The organism is Faecalibacterium duncaniae, from assembly GCF_010509575.1.
GTDB classification, from domain to species: Bacteria; Bacillota; Clostridia; order Oscillospirales; family Ruminococcaceae; genus Faecalibacterium; species Faecalibacterium duncaniae.
In genome coordinates, this window is the sequence record NZ_CP048437.1 from 2630564 (window position 1) to 2646473 (window position 15910).

Below are 15910 nucleotides of genomic sequence, written 5' to 3' on the forward strand. Positions count from 1 at the left end.
ATAATACCAACGAGAGCGTGCACCGTCAAGGTGCCGTAACATAGAAAAATTTTAATGGAGGCAATGACCTATGGCTTCGATTAGCTGCCAGCACATCTACAAGATCTATCCGGGCGCTACTGCTCCTGCTGTTACCGACTTCAACCTGGAGATCCAGGATAAGGAGTTCATCATCTTCGTCGGCCCCTCTGGCTGCGGCAAGTCCACCACCCTGCGCATGATCGCCGGTCTGGAGGAGATCTCCAAGGGCGAAATGTACATCGGCGGCCGCCTGATCAACGACGTTCCCCCCAAGGATCGTGATATCGCCATGGTGTTCCAGAGCTACGCTCTGTACCCCCACATGACCGTTTACAAGAACATCGCGTTCGGTCTGGAGCTGCGCAAGACCCCGAAGGACGAGATCGACCGCCGCGTTCACGAGGCTGCCAAGATCCTGGAGATCGAGCACCTGCTGGACCGCAAGCCCAAGGCTCTGTCCGGCGGCCAGCGTCAGCGTGTTGCTCTGGGCCGTGCAATGGTTCGTAACCCGGCAGTCTTCCTGCTGGACGAGCCCCTGTCCAACCTGGATGCAAAGCTGCGTACCAGCATGCGCACCGAGATCATCAAGCTGCACAAGAAGCTGGCTACCACCTTCATCTACGTTACCCATGACCAGACCGAGGCTATGACCATGGGCGACCGCATCGTTGTTATGAAGGACGGCATCATCCAGCAGGTCGATACCCCGCAGAACCTGTACGATATGCCTTGCAACATGTTCGTTGCCGGCTTCATCGGCAGCCCCCAGATGAACTTCCTGGACGGCACCGTGACCAAGAACGGCGATCAGTACGCCATTGACCTGGGCGGCGACACCATCCCCCTGCCCAAGGAAAAGACCGCTGACGGCAAGCTGGATTCCTATGTTGGCAAGAAGGTCAAGATGGGCATCCGTCCTGAGGATATCGACGACGAGCCCGAGTTTATGGCAAAGCACCCCGACTGCCACCTGGAGGCTCAGGTCGATGTGTCCGAAATGATGGGCGCTGAGATCTACCTGTACCTGGAGTACAAGGGCAACAAGATGACCGCCCGTGTCGCTCCCACCTCCAAGGCACGCAACGGAGACACCGTCCGCGTTGCATTCGATCCGCACAAGGTCCACCTCTTTGATGTCGAGACCGAGCAGACCATCCTGAACTAAGTTCTCCAGGGATCATCTTTTGATCCTCCTAATAAGCAAAAGCCGCCGGGAAGCGATTTCCGGCGGCTTTTGTCTAAAAGAACACACATTGGAACATTATAAGGGAGATTTCACCATGGAACACATGATGCTTCTGGTCACCTACCGTATGCTCCCCGGCCAGCGGGACGCTTTTCTGCAGGAGGTTGCCGCTGCCGGCATTCTGGCAAAGGTCCAGCAGGAGGACGGTTTTGAGCGCTACGATTACTACCTGAGCGCCGCCGACCCGGACGAGCTGCTCATCGTTGAGGAGTGGGACTCCGAAGCCCAGCAGCAGGCCCACGTAAACACCGACCACATGGCCCAGCTCCGCGCCATCAAGGAGAAGCATGTTGCTTCCACTGCGATGCAGCGCATTGCCAAAGCCGACTGAGCACGAGAGGATAGAAAAGCACCCGCAGCCTGCTGGCTGCGGGTGCTTTTTTCAAAGGAGAGAAGGGAATGCTCAGCCCTTGACACCGCCCAGTGCAACACCACGGACGATGAACTTGGACAGCAACAGATAAACAATGATCACAGGCAGGATGGCAATGGCCACCAGCATATAGACCTTGCCCATATCGAACTTGAGGAAGTCGGCACTGCGGAGCTGTGCAATGAGGATGGGCAGGGTCTTTTTGTCTGCCGTATCCAGCACCAGTGCGGGGATGAAGTAGTTGTTCCAGCTGGACACAAAGGAGAAGATGGCCTGCACCGCCAGAGCGGGCTTCATAATGGGAAGCACGATATGGTTGAAGGTGTAGAACTCCCCTGCGCCATCAATGCGGGCGGCTTCCACGATCTCCATGGGCAGGCTGGCATCCAGATACTGCTTCATAAAGAAGAACACCGCCGGGGCCGCAATGCTGGGGATGATGAGGGGAATGAAGCTGTTCTTCAGGCCCATCTTCGTGATGAGCTGCAGGAAGCCCAGCGCCGAGACCTGGGTCGGCATGGTCATAATGAGCAGGATGATGGCAAACGCCGCCTTTTTGAACCGGAAGTTATAGGCGTAGATGCCGTAGGCTGTCAGAGCCGAAAAATAGACGCTGAGGGCAGCCGAGCAGCCGGACACGATCAGGCTGTTCCGCACACCAGTCAGCACCGGGATGTTGGCATCCGACAGCACGTTTTTCAGGTTGGTCATCAAGGATCTGCCCGGCAGAAAGGAAAAGCCCTTCTGGATCTCAAAATGGGTGCGAGTGGAATTGATGACCAGCACATAGAAGAAGAACAGGCATAAAAAGCTCAGCAGCACCAGCGCCGCATAGCACACCGTGCGGCGGGCCGCAAGGGTCGCTTTTTCGGATCTTGTCTTGACTGCGTGTGACATTATGCTTTTCCTCCCTTCACCTGTTTGGCCGCCTGCCTGTGGGCCTTGCGCTCGGCCTTGCTCAGGCCGTCGTCCTCCTTGGTCAGGGCCATGTAAACGATCACGCAGAGCACTGCGCACACCAGGAACAGCACCACCGAGACCGCGCCGGCCATGCCGTAGTTCTTGCTGAACAGGTGGTTGTTCAGGTACATGATCATGGTGGTGGAGGTGCGGTCGGGGCCGCCCTTGCCGTTGGTCAGGATCTGCGGCACATCGAACATCTGCAGGCCGCCGATCATCGAAGTGATCATCACATAGACCAGGATCGGCCGGATGAGTGGGATGGTGATCTTCCAGAACATCTGGTTCGGGGTGCAGCCGTCCAGCTCCGCTGCCTCATACAGGGTGGGGTCCACGCCCATGATGGCCGCCATCAGCATGATGGTCGTATTGCCAAACCACATCAGGAAGTTCATCAGGCCGATGAGGCCGCGGTTGCCCCAGACACTGTTCAGGAAGCTGAAGGGCTCCTTGAGGATGCCCATGCCCACCAGTGCAGCGTTCACAGGGCCGTTATCCGAGAACAGGGCAAAGAACAGCATGGCGAACGCCGAAGCCATAATGAGGTTGGGCATGTAGATGACTGTCTTGAAGAAGGTCTGGCCCTTCAGCTTCAGGCGCAGGTCGGTGAACCAGGCCGCCAGCAGCAGCGAGATGGCGATCTGCGGGATGAAGCCGATGATCCAGAGCAGCAGCGTGTTGCCAAAGTATTTGGGCAGGTCGGTTGCAAACAGGGTGATGTAGTTCTTCAGGCCCACAAAGGTGGGGCCGATGATCTTCAGGCCGCTGCGGTAATATTCAAAAAAGCTGTAATAGATCGTAGACCCCAGTGGGATGAGCTGGAACAGCGCAAAGATGAGGAAGAACGGTGCAATGAAGATATAGCCCCACTTTGCATAGCTGATCGAGCCGTTCTTCTTTGGTTTTGCTCCCATAGTAACTGCCCTCCTGACGTACACTGCCCAAAGCAAAACGGGGCGGGCGGGATCAGCGTCCGGCCCGCCCCATTCAGATTCGGTTCAAAAGGTTTTCAGGTTCCGGCTGCGCTTATGCGGGCCAGACCACATCGGTCAGCTCGGGGTACTTTTCCTTGATGGCGGTCTCGAAGTTTGCCTTTGCGGTATCCTCGTCCACCGTGCCGGTAAAGTAATCCTTGAAGGCATTCTGGAAGCTCTCGTTCAGGCCCTGATCGTACGGGCCTGCATTGGACATATCGATCTTCTTTGCAGCTTCTGCAAACAGGGCGATATGGTTCTGGCCGCCCAGGAAGTCGGAGGCATAATCGCTGTTTGCGATCTCTTCCATGGCCTTCTCGTTGTTGGTGTAATCCTGCGTATCCAGGGTGATCTGCTTCATAATGGCTTCGTCGCAGGTCAGCTTCTGCATCACGTCGCGGATGATATCGGTATTATCGGTACCGGCTGCCGCGCAGATCCAGGTGCCGCCCCAGTAATAGGGCTGAGGACCTTCGCAGACTGCGTAATCGCCGTAGATGCCGTTGCCCACTTCTTCCTTGCCGCCCTCGGCCACAGGGGTCTCCAGAGAGTTGCCCAGCAGGGTGAAATTGATGCCCCAGGTGGAATAGAAGAAGCCAAACACCTTGCCGCTCGGGCCCTGATCGGCTGCCCACTGGCTGTCCCACAGGCTGGACTTGTTGTTGTAGCCCTTATCGGTGTACTCCTTGGTCTGATCGACCCACTTCATAATGTTGGGGTCTACCTTGACGGTCGTGCCGTCCACCCAGGGAGCGTCCACGTTGTTGGAGAAGGTACGGTAAGCATCATCGAAGCCGGACAGCATCTTGTAGCCCTTTGCAGAGGCCTGTGCAGCCACCTCGTTGAACTTATCCCAATCGGACAGATGGCTCTGCACCTCGGTGGGATCATCGGTGCCCAGCACTTCCTTGGCGATGCTGCGGCGGTATGCGAACAGACCGGGGGTCGCCTGCCAGGTGGTGCCGCGCTGGCTGCCGTCCACGCTGACAATATCCTTGGTGTACTGGTACTGACCAGCCAGATCGGCATCGGTCAGGCCGATGTCTGCCTTGACATCCAGCGCGTAATCGGAATCCACATACTTCAATGCGTAGTCAGCCTCGATCAGGAAGATATCTACCTTGTCATCATCGGCGGCGGAGTCCTGATTCAGCAGGGCCTCATCCAGCTTATTCTGGTAGTTGTTGTTCTCGTTGGCGTTGATGGTCCACTTGACAACGGTGCCATCTTTCAGGGTGGTGGTGGATTTGTCCTCCGCGATGGAGGCGACCTCGGGGTAATAGTTATTGAAGCGGCCCTGGAACTCGTCGTTCCAGCACCAGATATTCAGCACCTTGCCCTGAGCTGCCGGAGCAGCGGAAGCGGCGGAAGAAGCTGCGGCAGAGGATGCCGCGCCGGTAGAAGAAGAGGAGCCGCCGCATGCGCTCAGCGCTGCACTGATGGTAACTGCACCGGAAGCCAGCAGGAAATTACGACGCGAAATCTTTCTCATAATGAAAAACCTCCTTCAATGGTTTTCGTGAAAAAGCGTTTCAAATTCAAGGCTCCGGTTCGCCCGGAACCAAATCCAACCCATTCATTCGATGCTGCGCACCGAGCCGCCCTCCAGCAGTTTTCCTGTCACCGGGATCTGCTCGGCCAACGTCACACGGGGGTGCTCGATCATCTGCACCAGTTTATCTGCTGCCATCCGGCCCAGCATTCTGGTGTTCTGCTGCCAGGTCACCAGCTGGGGTTTCATCACGCGGGAGAGGTAAATGCCGTCATATCCCATCACGGAAATATCCTCCGGGATGCTCAGGCCCGCTTCCTGCAGAGCGATGCAGCCGCCCATGGCCGAGAAATCATCGGGAAAAAGGATGCAGGTGGGCCGCTGGGGCATTGCCAGCAGGGCCCGGGTCTCCTCGGCACAGCGGTCGGGATCGTGATACACACCGCTGCGCACATATTCTTCGGGGACCTGCAGCCCCAGCTCCGCGCAGCTCTTGTAGAAGCCTGCCAGCCGGTTCTCCGTCACCGCCGTGCGCTCGCCATGGATAAAGGCGATGCGGCGGTGGCCGTTGGCGTAGGCGTACCGCACCAGCGCCGAAAGCCCGTTGACATTATCGGAAAGGACCGCCATCCGGTTGTTGAACACATGGTCGATGGTCACCACCGGCACATCACTGTTGACCAGCTCCACCACCTGCGGATCGTTGAAATCCACGCAGGCGATCACCGCTCCGTCCACGCCCCGGTAGTGGCAGTGCTCCAGATAGGTCATTGTTCTGCCGCCGAGGTTCCGGTTGACAAAGGTGATATCGTAGCCCAGCTTTTCCACCTGCACCTTGAAGCTGTCCAGCACCGCCGAAAAGTACTCGTGGGCCAGGCCGCTCTGCCGCTCGTCCACAAACAGAACGCCAAGGTTGTAGGTACGGTTGGTCTTCATTGCGCGGGCCGCCATATTGGGCACATAGCCCATCCGACGGGCCGCCTCGCGGACACGGTCGCGGGTCGCAGCAGAGATGTCCGACTGGCCATTGAGCGCTTTGCTCACCGTTGCCACCGAGACACCGCATTCACGCGCCAGATCTTTTAAGGATGACATTTCGCCGCCCTCCCTCACAGGGACCCGCTCAGGGCTCCCGAACGAATCCTAAATCGTTTTCGCAATTTCAATATAGCGCACTTTGCACTAAAAATCAAGCAGAAGAAGAAAAGTTTTATCTCAAAAGTCTGCATTTCAGCAGATTGCGAGATTTCATTTCCTCAGAATTATGCAGTCTGTATCGTTTTCGTTACATTTCGTTACCGTTCGATAATTTTTTCGTTCCCATACCGGTTTCCACCCCTGAACCAGCCCGCTGCACCCTTGTTGTATATTTCAGGTCCGCTCTTGATTTTTCCCGCAGGATAGACTATTCTTAGGGTGACAAGTGCCTTTCCCACCCTTGGGCCGCAAATCCTAAATCGTTTTCGCCATCAAATGATTTCAGCATTTCCGGTTTACCCTATAAGGAGGAACAAGGCTATGAGATTCGGACATTTTGATGATGCGCGCCGGGAATATGTGATCGACACGCCCCGCACTCCCCTGCCCTGGATCAACTATCTGGGCAGCGAGGACTTTTTCAGTCTGGTGTCCAACACCGGCGGCGGTTACAGCTTTTACCGGGATGCCCGGCTGCGGCGGCTGACCCGCTACCGCTACAATAATTCCCCGCTGGACATGGACGGCCACCGCATCTACATCAACGATGGCGGCACCATCTGGAACCCGGGCTGGCAGCCCGCCAAGACGGAACTGGACCGTTACACCTGCCGCCACGGTCTGGGCTACACGATCCTGCAGGGCGAGAAAAACGGCATTGCGGCCGCTCAGGAGTTGTTCGTGCCCCGGGGCGATGCCTGTGAGATCGACCGGCTGACGCTGGAAAACAAGACCGCTGCCCCCCGCACGCTGGACGTGTTCAGCTATGTGGAGTTCTGCCTGTGGGATGCCATGGACGACAGCTCCAATTTCCAGCGCAACTTTTCCACCGGCGAGGTGGAAGTGGTGGAAAGTGCCATCTATCATAAGACAGAGTACCGGGAGCGCCGGGATCACTACGCCGTGTTCTGGGCCAACGCCCCTGTTACCAGCTTCGACACCAGCCGGGATGCCTTCTGCGGCGTGTACGGCGGCCCCGTCGCACCGGAAGCGGTCAAAGCCGGTCACTGCTCGAACAGCATTGCCCACGGCTGGGCTCCGGTGGGTGCCCACCATTTCCATCTCACGCTGGCACCGGGTGAGAAAAAGAGCATCATCTTCGGGCTGGGCTACATTGAAAACCCGGTCCGGGAAAAATTCAGCGCTCCCGGCATCATCAACAAAGCCCGGGCCGAGGCCATGATGGCCCGCTATGCCACCGATGCACAGGTGGATGCCGCCCGCAGGGCACTGGCCGACTACTGGCAGGAACTGCTCTCGGGCTGGCAGCTGACCTCCGGCGAGGAAAAGCTGGACCGGATGGTGAGCCTGTGGAACCAGTATCAGTGCATGGTCACCTTCAACATGAGCCGCAGTGCCAGCTATTACGAGAGCGGCATCGGCCGCGGCATGGGGTTCCGGGATTCCTGTCAGGATCTGCTGGGCTTCGTCCACATGATTCCTTCCCGTGCACGGGAGCGCATTCTGGACATTGCTGCCACCCAGTTTGAGGACGGCAGTGCCTACCACCAGTACCAGCCCCTGACCAAAAAGGGCAACAGCGACGTGGGCAGCGGCTTCAACGATGACCCGCTCTGGCTCATTGCGTGCACCGCCGCCTATCTGCGGGAGACCGGTGACTGGTCGATCCTGGACGAGCCGGTTGCCTTTGACAACGACGTGACCCGAGCACAGCCCCTGATGGAGCATCTGCGCCGGAGCTTCCGCTACACCCATACCCATCTGGGCCCCCACGGCCTGCCCCTGATCGGCCGGGCCGACTGGAACGACTGCCTGAACCTGAACTGCTTCTCGGAGCACCCGGGCGAGAGCTTCCAGATCACCGGCCCCAGCGAGGGCCCCGTGGCTGAGAGCGTGTTCATTGCGGGCATGTTCGTGAAATACGGCCGCGAGTACGCCGAACTCTGTGACCACCTGCACCTCACCGAGGAGGCCGCCAGTGCCCGCACCGCCATTGACGCAGTAGAACAGGCCACCCTGACCGCCGGCTGGGATGGCGCATGGTTCCGCCGTGCCTACGATGCCTTTGGTGCCCCCGTAGGCAGCAGGGAATGCGACGAGGGGCAGATCTTCATCGAACCCCAGGGTATATGCGTGATGGCCGGGATCGGCCGGGAGACCGGTCAGGCCGAAGCCGCACTGAAGAGCGTGGAGGAGCGGCTGGACACCCCGTACGGCGTGGTACTGCTCCAGCCCGCCTACACCACCTACCGGCTCAATCTGGGCGAGATCTCCAGCTATCCCCCGGGCTACAAGGAGAACGCCGGTATCTTCTGCCACAACAACCCATGGATCAGCTGTGCTGAGACCGTGCTGGGCCACGGTGACCGGGCCTTTGCTGTCTACAAAAAGACCTGTCCGGCCTATATCGAGGACATCAGCGAGATCCACCGCACCGAACCCTACGTTTACAGCCAGATGGTGGCAGGCCGCGATGCCCCCACCTTCGGCGAGGCCAAGAACAGCTGGCTGACCGGCACGGCGGCATGGACCTTCGTGAACGTGAGCCAGTACATTCTGGGCATCCAGCCCACTTTGGACGGCCTGCGCGTTGACCCCTGCATCCCCCACACGCTGGCAGGCTACACCGTCACCCGCCGTTACCGGGGTGCCGTGTACCACATCCGGGTGGAGAACCCCCACGCCGTGCAGAAGGGCGTGCAGAGCGTCACCGTGAACGGCGCTCCTATTGCGGGCACCCTCCTGCCGCTGGCAAAGGCCGGTGAAAGTGTAGAGGTCTCTGTCATTCTTGGATAACCTCCCTCACAGCAAAAAGACCGCCAAAGCAAGTAGAAACGCTTGCTCTGGCGGTCTTTTCAATACAGTTTTTTCAGTTCCAATTACAGCATCCTGGAAAGGAAAGCCTTCAGACGAGGATGCTTGGGGTTCGAGAAGAGCTCCTGCGGGGGCTCATCTTCCTGGATCCTGCCCTCATCGATGAAGATGACGCGGTTGGACACCTCGCGGGCAAAGCCCATCTCGTGGGTGACCACCAGCATGGTGATGCCGGTGTGGGCCAGCTCCTTCATCAGCTCCAGCACCTCGCCGACCATCTCAGGGTCAAGGGCGGAGGTGGGCTCGTCGAACAGGATGACATCCGGGTCCATGGCCAGAGCGCGGGCAATGGCAATGCGCTGCTGCTGGCCGCCGGAAAGGCTCTTGGGGAACACATTGGCTTTATCGGACAGGCCGACACGGGCCAGCAGCTCCTCGGCACGCTTGGAAGCCTCCTCCTTGCTCTTGAGCTTGAGCAGCTCCGGGGCCAGGCAGAGGTTCTGCTTGACGGTCAGGTGGGGGAAGAGGTTGAAGTGCTGGAACACCATGCCCATCTTCTGGCGCACGGCATCGATGTGGGCATCATCCACCTCAATGCCCTCAAACTTGATGGAGCCGCCGGTGGGGATCTCCAGCCGGTTCAGGCAGCGCAGGAAGGTGGACTTGCCGCAGCCGGAGGGGCCGATCAGGCAGACCACATCGCCGCGGTAGATGTCGATGTCGATGCCCTTCAGGACATCCAGGGTGGGGGTGGGCTGCTTTGCGCCCTTTTTGGCCTCACCGCCGTAGGTCTTGGTCAGACCACGGACTTCCAGGATCTTTTCAGCATGATTAGCGGTCACCTTGCGCCATCCTCCTCTCAAACTTCGACAGCAGCCATGTAAAGAGCATGACTAAGATCAGATAGACCACTGCAACGCCCAACAGGGGGAACATGGCCTCGTAGGTACGGTTCATAATGCCCTGCGCCGCATACAGCAGCTCCTTGCCGCCGATAACGGTGATGAGCGAGGTATCCTTGAGCAGGACGATGAACTCGTTGCCCAGTGCAGGCAGCACCGCGCGGATGGCCTGCGGAATGACAATGACCACCATGGTGGTCATGTAGTTCAGGCCCAGGCTGCGGCCGGCTTCCATCTGGCCGGGGTCCACCGCCATCAGGCCGCCGCGGATGATCTCCGAGACGTAAGCGCCCGAGTTGATGCCCAGTGCCAGCGCACCGACCATGGTAAAGTTGCGGCTGTTGGAAAAGATGACCATGCTCATAATGAGCAGCTGGACCATCATGGGGGTGCCGCGGATGATGGTGGTGTACACCTGACAGACGGCATTGAAGAAGCCCAGCACCGGGTTCCTGCGGCCGGGACGCTGCTGGTCGTGCGCAACACGCACCAGTGCCACCACACTGCCCAGCACCACGCCCAGTGCCAGCGCAATGGCGGTGACCAGCAGCGTGGTGCCCACGCCCTGGATGTACTGCACCCAGCGGTCGTTCAGGATGAACGCCTGATAGAATTTGAAGAACATTTCCTGCCCGAAGTCCAGCTTCGTGCCGCTGTTGAGCAGCTCTTTCAGCAGTTCGTATTGTGCGGCCATTCGCATCCTCGCTTTCTAAAATTGTTAGAATTTTGTAACCTGTTCTTTCCAAAAAAGGGGAGGTGCCCCAGATGGGGCCGCCTCCCCGTGATACAAGGTACAGCTGAATTATTCAGCAGTGATGTACTTGTCCACGATGGACTGCAGGGTGCCGTCAGCCTTCAGCTCTTCCAGAGCGGCATTGACAGCATCCTCCAGAGCGGAACCCTTTGCCAGACCGATGGCGTAATCCTCCTCGGCGTAGCTGGTGTCCAGAATGACCAGACCGGGGTTGGCGGCAACGAACTCCTTTGCAGGAGCATTGTCGATGACAACTGCATCGACCTGGCCATTGTTCAGAGCCTGCACAGCGGTCAGGCCGTCGTCGTATGCGACCACAGCGTCATCGCCGAAGTCATCAGAGCAGTAGATGTAGCCGGTGGTGCCGCGCTGGGTGCCGATCTTCTTGCCTGCCAGATCATCGGGAGAGGTGATATCAGAGCCCTCGGGAACGATGATGGACTGGATGCCGGTAGCGTAGCTGTCGGAGAAGTCCATCACAGCCTTGCGCTCGTCGGTCACGGTAACGCCAGCCATGACGATATCGGCCTTGCCCTGCTGCACGCTCAGCAGTGCTGCGTCGAAGTCCATATCATCGATCTGCAGCTCCAGGCCCAGCTTCTCAGCAATAGCCTTGGCGGTGTCGATGTCGATGCCCTCGAACTCACCGGCATCGGTGGTCATCTCGTACGGAGGGAAGGCAGCGTTGGTGGCCATGGTCAGCTTGCCAGCCTCAACGGTGGTCAGCTCAGCGGCAGCGCTGGTGGAAGCAGCCTCGGAAGAAGCTGCACTGCTTGCAGTGGAAGAAGCGGTGCTGGAGGCGGAACCGCCGCAGGCAGTCAGAGCCAGAGCGGCAGCGGTCAGACCAGCGGCAGCCAGAAAGCTGCGGCGATTGATCTTTTTCATATTCAAACACTCCTCTGTTGATTGTATAATTTTTCACTTTCCCGGCACGATGCGCTTCACCGTGTCATCAAGGAACAGGATTAGTATATGTTGTACAAATAAAAAAGTCAAGTGTTGTGCAAAAAATCGGAACAAATGAAACCCTTTTGAAAACATTTATACAGGTTACATCCCATTCTCAGTGTATATATTCATTTTACTCCTGTGTTTCTGTCATTCCGTTGTATTCTGCTAGTGAATCTTCCCACGGGACTTAATCCCGGACATTGACACCTTTTCCTTCTAATTGGTATAATCAGGCTGGAAGCATGGTAAAAGCAGCCAAGCTCAAACCGCGCTGCCCCGCCGGGATGTGGGGAGAAAGGATCCTTCTATGAAAAATCGTATACTGAAAGCCCTGGCCTCCTTTGGTCTGTCCGTCTGTGTGCTGGCAGGCAGTTCTGTGGTCAGCATGGCCGAAGAGACCCCGGGCAAAACCGAGTGCAAGGAACACACCTGGAAGACCACGACAGAGTATAAGACTGAGTGTGTGGAGACCACCTTCCAGCATAAGCTCCCCGATGGCACCACCGAGACCCTTACACTTTGCCCCGAATGCGGCAAGGTAAAGAATAACACCCAGCTGACCAAGGTAAACGGTGTCTTCTCCAACTTTTCCAACCTGACTGTTCACACCGGGACTCTGAAAAACGGTGAGCAGGTAATGACAGCAGCATTCTACTATCCCACTGTTATTGAACGGGTCATCTGCGAAAAGTGCGGCACCGTAAAGAGCGAGGAGGTCACCCCCGCCCGTGTGATGGCCCAGCCAGTCATTGCCAGCATCGAGGTACCCGCCAATACCATTTCCGGCTACAGCCTGATGCAGATCAATGCCGACGGTACCGAAACACCGGTCAGTGTTTCCTACAACACCGAGCTGAACAAAGCATATTTCCGTCTGGATGTCACCACCGGGGCCCAGCTGCTGCGGATGGTTCCCACCACCTGATTCTCCCGCATAACCAACGAGACCGCCCACCGGGCGGTCTCGTTTTTGTTTTATCGGCGTTTCTGTGGCAGGGGGATGCCCAGCACCAGGGCAATGCCCACGGCCAGCGCCACGGCGATCTTGAAGGTGGAGATGCCGTTTGCCAGCGCCAGCGCGTTGTCGCCCTGAATGAAGTAGTAGGCGCTGTAATAGATGCCCGCACCGGGCACCAGCGGAAAGATGCCGGTGAGCAGGAATACCGTCACCGGTGCTCTGAGGGTCATCGCAAGGATGCGGGCCAGCAGCGTCAGCGGAATGACCGCTAGCAGCGAGGCTGCAAAGGCTTCCATCCCGAACAGCTCCGCGATCTCGTATACCAGCCAGCCCACTGCGCCCACCAGCCCGCAATAGGGCAGGGTGCGTTTGGGGCAGGCAAAGAGGATGGCAAAGCTCAGGGTGCCCGCCCCGGCCAGCAGGAACTGCAGGGCCAGACGGCCTAGCTGCTCCCCGGTGAAAAGAAGCTCTGTCATACCACGGCCACCCCCTTCAAAAAGGCATAGAGACTCAGCACAAGGCCGGTGCCGATGGCGATGCTGGCCGCAATGAGCAGCGCGTCGATCATCCGGATGGTGCCGGACAGGTAATCGCCCTGCACAAAGTCCCGGATGCCCATGGTAAAGGCGATGCCAGGGGTCAGGATCATCAGGGTACCGATGATGGCGTGACTGGCTTCAGTGCCCAGCAGACTGCAGCCCAGAATACAGCATAGGGTGATGAGGGCGGCGGTGGAGATGGTTCGGAACCCGCCCCCCACGCCGTGCCGCCCGCAGAACAGCAGGTAGGCGTTGGCCGCAACACCGGCCGCAGCGGCGGCAAGCCCTGCTTTCAGGTCGCCGCCAAAAATCAGCGCAAAGCAGAACGCGCCGCCCATGCCCGCCGCAATCTGCACCCAGTCCTTCGGAAAAGGGATGCACCTGGCCTGAGCCAGCCGGGTCTCGGCCACATCGATGGTGTCCACTTCCCCGGACGCGATCTGGCGGGAAAGCTGATTCACCGCCGCCACCCGCCCCAGGTGGGTGGTACGGGTGGGCACGTTGCGCACCTCGCTCATCTCCGCCGTGCCTGCGCTGGCAAAAATGCCGTTGGTCAGCACATAGACATGGAACTCCCGCAGGTGGAAGCTGGCCGCCATGATCTCCATGGTCTGCTCCACCCGGAACACCTCTGCCCCGTTCTCCAAAAGGGTCTGACCGGCCGCCATAATAAAATCCATGATGCGGCGGCGCTGTTCCCCGTCCGGATACAATTCCCTCTCTGCCATGCTGTGGTCTCCTTAAAATTGGCATAAAAAATGACCGCCTCAACGTTTCAGTGCCTGAGCGGTCATTTTTCTTGACGAATCTATTTGTAGTATAGTCAATCTCCGGCGGCTTGTCAAGCAGGCACGCCGTTTTTTCAGAACTTGAACAGGTTCACGATCCGCTGCCACAGGCGGGTGAAGAAGTTGCCTTCCTGCACATCGGCGGTGGTCTGGGCGGTAACATCCGCAGCGGCGACCGTCTCACCGGTCTTATAGATGAACTTCACGCTGCCGGAAGCATCCTCGGACTTACCGGCAAAGCTGGTGTAGTCCTCCAGACGGCTGGTCATCTCGTCCAGCACGGTCTTCAGGCCATGGATCTGCTCCTCGTCCAGAGCGCCGGTCAGCTTGGAGATGCCCTCCTCATTGAACTGGTTCAGGCCATCGTTCAGCCGGACCGTGCCATCGCTGAGCTGGCCTGCGCCATCGTTCAGGGTGGTCACGCCGTCATACAGGGTCTTGGTGCCATCGGCCAGCTGGGCGGCACCGTCCTTTGCGGAGTGGGCACCGTCAGCAGCGGTGGCAACACCGTTGGTGTACTGGTTGACACTGGACACGAAATACTGGATCTGCGCCAGACTGTTCTTCAGGGCACGGACATCTGCGATATCCTGGCTGTTCTCAGCCTGATACTTCAGCTCGTCATGCACGGTCTGCTTGGCGCTGGCAGTGCTCAGATCAAGCATGGCGCTGAACATGGAGGGGTCGTAGCTCTGCATCAGCCGCAGAGCAGCTTCCAGGTCGTGGTTGGTCTTGGTTGCGGAGAGATACAGGGCAATGTCCAGCTGGCTGTCCTTGAAGCTGGGCTCCTGCTCCCAGACGGTGCGCACCATCTTCTTGCGGGCAGCAGCCAGTGTCTTTTCGTTCATGGTCAGCACTTCGTCAATGACGGAAGCGTAGTTGTCCCAGGTCATGGGGGTGTCGATCAGGCCGCCCTCCATCAGGGTGCTGTTGGCGGAGGCCAGAACGCCATCGGCCACCTGCTGGGCACCTGCCTGCAGGGCGGCGTTATTGGAGCTCAGGGTATCCAGACCGTTGGTCAGCTGGCCCAGACCATCGTTCAGGGTGGAAGCGCCGCTGTTCAGCTGAGAAGCGCCGTCCAGCAGGGCCAGGGTACCGTTGGCCAGCTGGGAAGCACCGTCCACCAGTTGGGCGGCACCATCCATCAGCTGGTTCATGGCATCGTTCAGCTGGCCGATGCCATCGGTCAGCTCGTTGAGGCTGCTCAGGTCAAAGGCATTGGTGCCCAGCGCATCGGCGTTGGTGGCACAGGCCAGCATGACCTGCGGTGCGGTCAGGTTCTCAACATCGGCTTCCACGGTGACGCTGTCCTGCAGATAATCCTCCACAGTAGACAGGTCATCGGGCAGCAGGCCGTCCAGAGAGTCCTTTACGCCGGGCAGGCAGACGAAAGCGGCCACGCTGCTCTTGGCGGCGGATTCCAGCATTCCGTGCTCGGCGCTCAGGTTGGTGGCATCCTGACCAAAGATCACGCCCACAGCAGTGATGAGCGGGGTGACAACGGTGCGCTCCTTGCCGTTGACGGTCACTGTGCCGGTCTCGTTGTTGGTCAGGTCAACGGTCACGGTCAGGTGGCCGCTCTTGCCGATCAGGTTCTCAAGGCTGTCGGTCACGCCGTCCAGCGTATAGGTGACATTTGCGGTGATGGGCAGGGCCTTGTCGGTATTGCCCTTATAGTACACGTCGGTGTCGTCGGTGTTCCAGACCAGCTTTTCGCCGTCCTGGGTGAACGCGGCATCGCTCTCGGTGTTCTGGATATCGGTCAGAGTGCTCTCATCGGTAACATTGGACAGGCCGGAAGCGCTGTACAGGTGCTCGCTGACGGTGGTGGACTTGATGGAGCCGTCGGCGTTCATCACGGCGTAGACGGTCTCGTCCTTGGAATAATCGGCCTTGGCGGCTGCAAAGGCGGGCAGGGTCATGCCTGCGGCGAGAGTCAGCGCCAGCGCCGCACTGGCGAAACGAAGCGATTTTTTCATG

At 58.6% G+C, this 15910-nt stretch carries 14 protein-coding genes; 4 read left to right on the forward strand and 10 right to left on the reverse strand.

Annotated elements, in window-relative coordinates; translation table 11 throughout:
- Nucleotides 1-70: 70 nt before the first annotated feature.
- Nucleotides 71-1186: an ABC transporter ATP-binding protein gene (locus tag GXM22_RS12600; protein ID WP_005935358.1), complete on the forward strand. Its 1116-nt coding sequence runs from the start codon at nt 71-73 to the stop codon at nt 1184-1186.
- Between the two features lie 115 nt (nt 1187-1301).
- On the forward strand, nt 1302-1598 hold the full coding sequence (locus tag GXM22_RS12605; protein WP_035394851.1) for a putative quinol monooxygenase: 297 nt from the start codon (nt 1302-1304) through the stop codon (nt 1596-1598).
- Nucleotides 1599-1670: 72 nt separating this feature from the next.
- Here GXM22_RS12605 and GXM22_RS12610 read toward each other — a convergent pair whose 3' ends face one another.
- The 4 genes from GXM22_RS12610 to GXM22_RS12625 all read right to left on the reverse strand — a co-directional run bounded on the left by GXM22_RS12610 (nt 1671) and on the right by GXM22_RS12625 (nt 6161).
- Nucleotides 1671-2537: a carbohydrate ABC transporter permease gene (locus GXM22_RS12610; protein WP_005935355.1), complete on the reverse strand. Its 867-nt coding sequence runs from the start codon at nt 2535-2537 to the stop codon at nt 1671-1673.
- A complete protein-coding gene (locus GXM22_RS12615) occupies nt 2537-3514 on the reverse strand; it encodes a carbohydrate ABC transporter permease (RefSeq protein ID WP_005935352.1) in 978 nt (325 codons plus the stop codon). The genes GXM22_RS12610 and GXM22_RS12615 overlap by 1 nt, the downstream gene beginning before the upstream one ends.
- A gap of 112 nt (nt 3515-3626) precedes the next feature.
- Nucleotides 3627-5066, reverse strand: a complete 1440-nt coding sequence (locus tag GXM22_RS12620) for a twin-arginine translocation signal domain-containing protein (RefSeq protein WP_005935350.1) — start codon at nt 5064-5066, stop codon at nt 3627-3629.
- An 84-nt stretch (nt 5067-5150) separates the two neighbouring features.
- Complete coding sequence (locus tag GXM22_RS12625) at nt 5151-6161, reverse strand: LacI family DNA-binding transcriptional regulator (RefSeq protein ID WP_005935348.1); 1011 nt, start codon at nt 6159-6161, stop codon at nt 5151-5153.
- Between the two features lie 423 nt (nt 6162-6584).
- Between GXM22_RS12625 and GXM22_RS12630 the strand changes: the two genes are divergently transcribed.
- Nucleotides 6585-9020, forward strand: coding sequence for a glycoside hydrolase family 94 protein (locus GXM22_RS12630; protein WP_035394849.1), 2436 nt, complete (start codon nt 6585-6587; stop codon nt 9018-9020).
- An 83-nt stretch (nt 9021-9103) separates the two neighbouring features.
- Here GXM22_RS12630 and GXM22_RS12635 read toward each other — a convergent pair whose 3' ends face one another.
- The 3 genes from GXM22_RS12635 to GXM22_RS12645 form a co-directional block, all read right to left on the reverse strand.
- Nucleotides 9104-9856: an amino acid ABC transporter ATP-binding protein gene (locus GXM22_RS12635; RefSeq protein WP_370569101.1), complete on the reverse strand. Its 753-nt coding sequence runs from the start codon at nt 9854-9856 to the stop codon at nt 9104-9106.
- 13 nt (nt 9857-9869) lie between these two features.
- The gene (locus GXM22_RS12640) at nt 9870-10634 is read right to left on the reverse strand and encodes an amino acid ABC transporter permease (RefSeq protein WP_005935340.1); all 765 of its coding nucleotides are present in this window, start codon (nt 10632-10634) and stop codon (nt 9870-9872) included.
- Nucleotides 10635-10742: 108 nt separating this feature from the next.
- The gene (locus GXM22_RS12645) at nt 10743-11579 is read right to left on the reverse strand and encodes an ABC transporter substrate-binding protein (RefSeq protein ID WP_097773338.1); all 837 of its coding nucleotides are present in this window, start codon (nt 11577-11579) and stop codon (nt 10743-10745) included.
- 373 nt (nt 11580-11952) lie between these two features.
- Between GXM22_RS12645 and GXM22_RS12650 the strand changes: the two genes are divergently transcribed.
- Nucleotides 11953-12570 carry a hypothetical protein gene (locus GXM22_RS12650; RefSeq protein ID WP_005935331.1) on the forward strand — a complete coding sequence of 206 codons (618 nt, stop codon included), beginning with the start codon at nt 11953-11955 and terminating at the stop codon, nt 12568-12570.
- A gap of 50 nt (nt 12571-12620) precedes the next feature.
- Here GXM22_RS12650 and GXM22_RS12655 read toward each other — a convergent pair whose 3' ends face one another.
- The 3 genes from GXM22_RS12655 to GXM22_RS12665 form a co-directional block, all read right to left on the reverse strand.
- Entirely contained in the window at nt 12621-13079 is a 459-nt protein-coding gene (locus GXM22_RS12655) for a threonine/serine exporter family protein (protein ID WP_005935329.1), read from the reverse strand.
- Entirely contained in the window at nt 13076-13870 is a 795-nt protein-coding gene (locus GXM22_RS12660) for a threonine/serine exporter family protein (RefSeq protein ID WP_099357282.1), read from the reverse strand. The genes GXM22_RS12655 and GXM22_RS12660 overlap by 4 nt, the downstream gene beginning before the upstream one ends.
- 134 nt (nt 13871-14004) lie before the next feature.
- Nucleotides 14005-15909 carry a hypothetical protein gene (locus GXM22_RS12665; protein WP_005935323.1) on the reverse strand — a complete coding sequence of 635 codons (1905 nt, stop codon included), beginning with the start codon at nt 15907-15909 and terminating at the stop codon, nt 14005-14007.
- Nucleotide 15910: the final 1 nt, after the last annotated feature.

Coding starts and splice junctions, on each gene's coding strand:
- GXM22_RS12665 (WP_005935323.1), bottom strand. CDS start 15,909: ATGAAAAAATCGCTTCGTTTCGCCAGTGCGGCGCTGGCGCTGACTCTC.
- GXM22_RS12630 (WP_035394849.1), top strand. CDS start 6,585: ATGAGATTCGGACATTTTGATGATGCGCGCCGGGAATATGTGATCGAC.
- GXM22_RS12600 (WP_005935358.1), top strand. CDS start 71: ATGGCTTCGATTAGCTGCCAGCACATCTACAAGATCTATCCGGGCGCT.
- GXM22_RS12620 (WP_005935350.1), bottom strand. CDS start 5,066: ATGAGAAAGATTTCGCGTCGTAATTTCCTGCTGGCTTCCGGTGCAGTT.
- GXM22_RS12605 (WP_035394851.1), top strand. CDS start 1,302: ATGGAACACATGATGCTTCTGGTCACCTACCGTATGCTCCCCGGCCAG.
- GXM22_RS12615 (WP_005935352.1), bottom strand. CDS start 3,514: ATGGGAGCAAAACCAAAGAAGAACGGCTCGATCAGCTATGCAAAGTGG.
- GXM22_RS12625 (WP_005935348.1), bottom strand. CDS start 6,161: ATGTCATCCTTAAAAGATCTGGCGCGTGAATGCGGTGTCTCGGTGGCA.
- GXM22_RS12640 (WP_005935340.1), bottom strand. CDS start 10,634: ATGGCCGCACAATACGAACTGCTGAAAGAGCTGCTCAACAGCGGCACG.
- GXM22_RS12655 (WP_005935329.1), bottom strand. CDS start 13,079: ATGACAGAGCTTCTTTTCACCGGGGAGCAGCTAGGCCGTCTGGCCCTG.
- GXM22_RS12645 (WP_097773338.1), bottom strand. CDS start 11,579: ATGAAAAAGATCAATCGCCGCAGCTTTCTGGCTGCCGCTGGTCTGACC.
- GXM22_RS12660 (WP_099357282.1), bottom strand. CDS start 13,870: ATGGCAGAGAGGGAATTGTATCCGGACGGGGAACAGCGCCGCCGCATC.
- GXM22_RS12610 (WP_005935355.1), bottom strand. CDS start 2,537: ATGTCACACGCAGTCAAGACAAGATCCGAAAAAGCGACCCTTGCGGCC.
- GXM22_RS12650 (WP_005935331.1), top strand. CDS start 11,953: ATGAAAAATCGTATACTGAAAGCCCTGGCCTCCTTTGGTCTGTCCGTC.